5 protein-coding genes and 1 riboswitch are annotated in these 5,779 nt (G+C 73.9%); of the genes, 3 read left to right on the forward strand and 2 right to left on the reverse strand.

What is annotated here, in order from left to right:
- The first annotated feature begins 327 nt into the window (after positions 1 to 327).
- Complete coding sequence (gene otsB, locus ACFU6K_RS29380) at positions 328 to 1,167, forward strand: trehalose-phosphatase (RefSeq protein ID WP_380668068.1); 840 nt, start codon at positions 328 to 330, stop codon at positions 1,165 to 1,167.
- Here otsB and ACFU6K_RS29385 read toward each other — a convergent pair.
- Together ACFU6K_RS29385 and ACFU6K_RS29390 are read right to left on the reverse strand one after the other, a co-directional pair.
- Entirely contained in the window at positions 1,154 to 2,620 is a 1,467-nt protein-coding gene (locus tag ACFU6K_RS29385) for a trehalose-6-phosphate synthase (RefSeq protein WP_380668070.1), read from the reverse strand. The two genes, otsB and ACFU6K_RS29385, sit on opposite strands and share 14 nt — an antisense overlap.
- Positions 2,621 to 2,702: 82 nt before the next feature.
- A complete protein-coding gene (locus ACFU6K_RS29390) occupies positions 2,703 to 3,740 on the reverse strand; it encodes a glucosyl-3-phosphoglycerate synthase (RefSeq protein ID WP_380668071.1) in 1,038 nt (345 codons plus the stop codon).
- Positions 3,741 to 3,851: 111 nt separating this feature from the next.
- A riboswitch (SAM riboswitch) is annotated at positions 3,852 to 3,988 on the forward strand.
- 16 nt (positions 3,989 to 4,004) lie between these two features.
- On the opposite strand from ACFU6K_RS29390, the gene thrC reads away from it, so the two are divergent.
- Positions 4,005 to 5,312, forward strand: coding sequence for a threonine synthase (thrC, locus tag ACFU6K_RS29395; protein ID WP_380668072.1), 1,308 nt, complete (start codon positions 4,005 to 4,007; stop codon positions 5,310 to 5,312).
- 35 nt (positions 5,313 to 5,347) lie between these two features.
- Positions 5,348 to 5,626, forward strand: coding sequence for a MoaD/ThiS family protein (locus ACFU6K_RS29400; RefSeq protein ID WP_380668073.1), 279 nt, complete (start codon positions 5,348 to 5,350; stop codon positions 5,624 to 5,626).
- Positions 5,627 to 5,779: the final 153 nt, after the last annotated feature.

Below are 5,779 nucleotides of genomic sequence, written 5' to 3' on the forward strand. Positions count from 1 at the left end.
GGGGGGGCGCGGGGGGGGGGGGGGGGGGGGGGGGGGGGGCCGGCCCGGGGGGGGGCCGCTCCGGGGGCTGGATGATTTTCAGACTGCCGGTGCTGTGGGTGGGGTGCTGGGGGGCGTTGGCAGTCTGAAAATCACCCGTCACGCCCCTCTCCGCGGCCACCCCCTGCGCCACCCCCTCCCGCAGCGCGTCCCTCTCGCCGGAGGGAGGGGCCGGGTGGGTGGGGGTGGGTGGGTGGGGGTGGGGGAGGTGGCCGGGGTGCGGGGTGAGGGGCGTCGGGGTGGGAGGGGGTGAGTGCGGAGCGGGGTGCTCCGGGGTAGGGCTTCGGTATGGGCTTTGAAGAGATGTTCGTGCCGGGGACCGGGGCCGGGCGGGACGGGATGCGGGCCGTGCTGGCGGCGCCCGGGGACGCCGTGATCGGGTTGGACTTCGACGGGACGCTGGCGCCGATCGTGGCGGATCCGGGGCGGGCGCGGGCGCATCCGGGAGTGGTGGGGGTGTTGCGGCGGCTGGCTCCGGTGGTCGGGGGCGTGGTGGTGGTGACGGGGCGGCCGGCCGGGGTGGCGGTGGAGTACGGGGGGTTCGCGGGGCTGCCGGGGGTGGTGGTGCTGGGGCACTACGGGGCCGAGCGGTGGGAGGGCGGGGAGCTTTCGGCGCCGGAGGCGCATCCGGGGGTGGCGCGGGTGCGGGCGGTGCTGCCGGGGGTGCTGGAGCGGGTGGGGGCGCCCGAGGGGACGTGGGTGGAGGACAAGGGGCGCTCGGTGGCCGTGCACACCCGGCGGACGGCGGTGCCGGAGGAGGCGTTGGAGCTGCTGCGGGCGCCGGTGGGGGAGCTGGCGGCCGAGTACGGGCTGGTGGTGGAGCCCGGGCGGCTGGTGCTGGAGCTGCGGCCGCCGGGGGTGGACAAGGGGGCGGCGCTGACCGGGTTCCTGCGCGAGCGGGGGGCGCGGTCGGTGCTCTACGCGGGGGACGACCTGGGGGACGTGGCGGCCTTCGCCGCGGTGGAGCAGCTGCGCGGCGAGGGCGTGGCCGGGGTGCTGGTCTGCGCCGGCGCGGTGGGGGACGCGCCGGTGCGGGAGCTGGCCGACCGGGCGGACCTGGTGGTCGCCGGGCCGGAGGGCGTGGTGGAGCTGCTGGGGGCCTTGGCGGAGGCGCTCACAGCGCGTTGAGCTGGTCCAGGAACCACTGCTGCGGGGGGAGCGCGGTGGCCGCCGCCGCCAGGCGCTTGGTGCGGTCGGCGCGCTCCTCCGGGCTCATGGTGAGGCCGGCGTGGAGGGCGTCGGCGGTGGCGACGACGTCGTAGGGGTTGACGGTGAGGGCGTCGTCCTTGAGTTCGGCGTGGGCGCCGGCCTCGCGGGAGAGGACCAGGGCGCAGCCGTGGTCGGAGACCACCGGGACCTCCTTGGCGACCAGGTTCATGCCGTCGCGGATGGGGTTGACCAGGGCGACGTCGGCCAGGCGGTAGGCGGCGAGGGAGCGCGGGAAGTCGTCGTCGACGTGGAGGATCACGGGCTGCCAGCCGGGGGTGGCGAACTCGGTGTCGATCTCCTCGGCGAGCTGCCGGACGGCGGCCGTGTAGGCGCGGTACTCGGCGAGATCGGTGCGGGACGGGTAGGCGAAGGCGATGTGCACCACCCGGTCGTGCCACTCGGGGCGGGTGCGGAGCAGGTGCCGGTAGGCCTGGAGGCCGCGGACGATGTTCTTGCTCAGCTCGGTGCGGTCGACCCGGACGATGGTGCGGCGGTCGCCGACGGCCCGGCGGAGGGCGGCGAGGCGTTCGTCGACGTCGGGGCGGTGGGCGCGCTCGCGCAGGAAGTCGGCGTCGGCGCCGAGGGCGTGGACGCCGAGGCGGGTGGTGCGGCCGTCGACGGTGACGGTGAGCGCGTCGTGGTCGACGGTCGCGCCGAGGAGGTCCTCGCAGCAGGCGGCGAAGGCGCGGGCCCAGCGGTGGGTCAGGAAGCCGGCCCGGTCGGCGCCGAGGATGCCGGTGAGGACGGCCCGGGCGACGTCGTCGGGCAGCAGCCGGTAGTACTCGGGCGGGGCCCAGGGGGTGTGCGAGAAGTGGCCGATCCGCAGGTCGGGGCGGGCTTCGCGGAGCAGGGCCGGGACCAGGGAGAGGTGGTAGTCCTGGACGAGGACCGCGGCGTTCGGGGCGGCCTCGGCGGCGAGGGCTTCGGCGAAGGCCTCGTTGTAGGCCCGGTAGGCGGCCCACTCGGTGCGGAAGTCGGCGTCGAAGGAGGGCGCGGTGGGGGTCGCGTAGAGCAGGTGGTGGACGAACCAGAGGGTGGAGTTGGCGACGCCGTTGTAGGCGCGGGCGAAGGTCCGCGGGTCGATGTCCAGCATCCGTACGGCCTGGCCGCCGACCTCGTGTCCGGCCAGGTCGAGGCGGCCGTGGGGCGCCTCGGCGGCGGCCCTGCGGTCGGAGTCGTCGAGGGCGGCGCAGACCCAGACGGCGTTCGGGTCGTCGATGGCGGAGAGGCCGGAGACCAGGCCGCCGCCGCCGCGGCGCAGGGTCAGTGTGCCGTCGTCGGCGGTGCTGAAGGACACCGGTCCCCGGTTGGAGGCCACCAGGACGGGGGCGGTGCCGGTCACGCTCGAACGGTTGGTCGTGAGATCGCCCATGGTTGGCATGTTGCCGTGGGGTCGGGGCGGCAAACCCGTGCGGCCCGTCGAAGACAGGGCCAGGGCCTGTCGAAGACGACCCCTAGTGGCGGGCCGCGTACTCGGGGAGGGTGTGGATCGGGGGGCGTTCGAGGGCGGTCACCGGGTGGGTGTGGGCGGTGAAGGCGCGGGTTTCCGGGTCGCGGGTGAACTGGGTGAGGTGGGGGTGGACGAGGTCGGCGGAGGCCTTGAGGCGGTGGGTGCGGTCGAGGCGTTCCAGGGCGGTCCGGTAGATGGTGGCGGCCATCCGGCCGAGGGCCTGGCCGTCCTGGTGGCGGTGGTGCCGGACGCCGACGTCCACCTGGGCGAGGGCGTCCAGGCCGGCCAGCTCCAGGGCGTCGACCAGCAGGCCGAGTTCGACGCCGTACCCGGTGGGGAAGGGCAGCCGTTCGAGCAGTGACCGGCGGGCCGCGTACTCGCCGCCCAGGGGCTGGACGAAACCGGCGAGTTCCGGCCAGTGGAGGTTGAGCAGGGGGCGGGCGACGAGTTCGGTGACCCGGCCGCCGCCGGCCGGCAGGACGGCGCCCTCCGACTCCAGCGGGCGGTCGTACATGGCCTTGACCAGCTGGATGGACTCGTCGGTGAGCAGCGGGCCGACGATGCCGGAGACGAAGGCCGGGTCGAACTCGCGCAGGTCGGCGTCGACGAAGCAGACGATGTCGCCGTGGGTGACCAGCAGCGAGCGCCAGAGCACCTCGCCCTTGCCGGGGACGGCGGGCAGCCGGGGCAGGACGGCGTCGCGGTGCTCGACCCGGGCGCCGGCCTCGGCGGCGACGGCGGCGGTGGCGTCGGTGGAGCCGGAGTCGACGACGACGAGTTCGTCGACGAGCGGGAGGCGTTCCATCAGCTCGCGGCGGATGGTGCGGACGATGTCGCCGACGGTGGCCTCCTCGTCCAGGGCGGGGAGGACCACGCTGACCGTGCGGCCGGTGCGCTCCTTGGCGGCGAGCAGGGTGCGGACCGGCCGGTCGGCCGCGCTCCAGGAGCGGCGGCGAAGCCAGGACGCCGCCTGCGGGAGGAGCGCGGGAGTCGGTTCGGCGGGCACGGAGATCTCCTCGGCGAGGTCGGTGGGACGGGTCATCTCGCTTGGCGGACGGTCCCGTTCGGGTTTGACGCCTTCGGATACAGTCTTCGTACAGCGGTCGGACCTTTGCACGCCGGGGTCTCCGTTGAGCACCACCACAATTTCACAAGCTCATCCAGAGGGACTGAGGGAACGGCCCGTTGACGTCCCGGCAACCTTCTCGCGCGGCTGTCTGTCGACAGGCCCCGGCGGGACAGGTGCCAATTCCGTCCCGTGCCGCGACCGCGCCACGGGGAAGATGAGGAGAGAGGCCTCGCCATCATGGCTATCGACACTGCCGCACCCTCCCCCAGCCTTCGGCCGGGGGGACCCCCAACCGTCGACCTCGGCCCGGCCGCCGCGCTGTCCTGTCGCGAGTGCGGCACCCGCTTCCCGCTCGGCCCCAGCTTCGCGTGCCTGGAGTGCTTCGGCCCGCTGGAGATCGCCTACGAGTTCGGCAGCGAGGGCGCCGAGGAGCTGCGCAAGCGGATCGAGGCCGGTCCGGCGTCCATCTGGCGGTACGCGCCGCTGCTGCCGGTGCCGGCCGACGTGGCGTCCAAGCCCAACCTGAACCCGGGGTGGACCCCGCTGGTGAAGGCGGACAATCTGGGCCGGGAGCTCGGTTTCACCGCCCAACTGCACATCAAGGACGACTCCGGGAACCCGACGCACTCGTTCAAGGACCGGGTGGTCGCGTGCGCGATCGAGGCGGCCCGGGCGTTCGGCTACACCACGCTCTCCTGCTCCTCCACCGGCAACCTGGCCGGCGCGGTGGGCGCGGCGGCGGCCCGGGCCGGGTTCCGGTCCTGCGTGTTCATCCCGCACGACCTGGAGCAGGGCAAGGTCGTCATGGCCGGGGTGTACGGCGGCGAGCTGGTCGGCATCGAGGGCAACTACGACGACGTGAACCGCTTCTGCTCGGAGCTGATCGGCGACCCGGCCGGCGAGGGCTGGGGCTTCGTCAACGTGAACCTGCGGCCGTACTACGGCGAGGGCTCCAAGACGCTGGCGTACGAGATCTGCGAGCAGCTCGGCTGGCGGCTGCCGGAGCAGATCGTGATCCCGATCGCCTCGGGCTCGCAGCTGACGAAGATCGACAAGGGGCTCCAGGAGCTGGTCAGGCTCGGCCTGGTCGAGGACCGGCCGTACAAGGTCTTCGGCGCCCAGGCGGAGGGCTGCTCGCCGGTGTCGGCCGCGTTCAAGGCCGGCCGGGACGTGATCAAGCCGGTGAAGCCGGACACCATCGCCAAGTCGCTGGCGATCGGCAACCCGGCCGACGGCCCGTACGTGCTGGACATCGCCCGCCGCACCGGTGGCGCGGTGGAGGACGTCACGGACGCCGAGGTCGTGGCGGCGATCCGGCTGCTGGCGCGGACCGAGGGGATCTTCGCCGAGACCGCGGGCGGGGTGACCGTCGGCGTGCTGAAGAAGCTGGTCGAGACCGGGCAGCTGGACCCGGCCAAGGAGACCGTCGCGATCAACACCGGCGACGGCCTGAAGACCCTGGACGCCGTCTCCGACGCCGGGATGACCGCCGTCATCCGCCCGACGCTGGACGCGTTCCGCGCCGCCGGCCTCGTGTCCGCCTGAACCACCCGATAGGCCCCGCCCCCGCAAGGAGAGTCATGAGCGCCAACGTCCGCATTCCCACCATCCTGCGCACCTACACCGGCGGCGCCGCCGAGGTGACCGCCGAGGGCGCCACCCTGGCCGAGGTCGTCGCCGACCTGGAGAAGAACCACGCGGGCATCGCGGCCCGCATCCTGGACGACACCGGCAAGCTGCGCCGCTTCGTGAACGTCTACGTGAACGACGACGACGTGCGCTTCGCCGAGGGCCTGGCGACCGAGATCAAGGACGGCGCCAGCGTCTCGATCATCCCGGCGGTGGCCGGCGGCTGCTGAGCCGACAAAGCAGAACCCGCGGTCGCCCGCGCGTACGGAGACACCGCGGCGAGCGGCACGGCCGACGTCTACACCGCGGCCATGCATGATCATCGCCGTCGCGTACGCTCCCACCATGGCTGACACCGCCGAGATCATCGAGAGTGCGCTCAC

This window comes from Kitasatospora sp. NPDC057512 (assembly GCF_042802135.1).
Taxonomy (GTDB): domain Bacteria; phylum Actinomycetota; class Actinomycetes; order Streptomycetales; family Streptomycetaceae; genus Kitasatospora.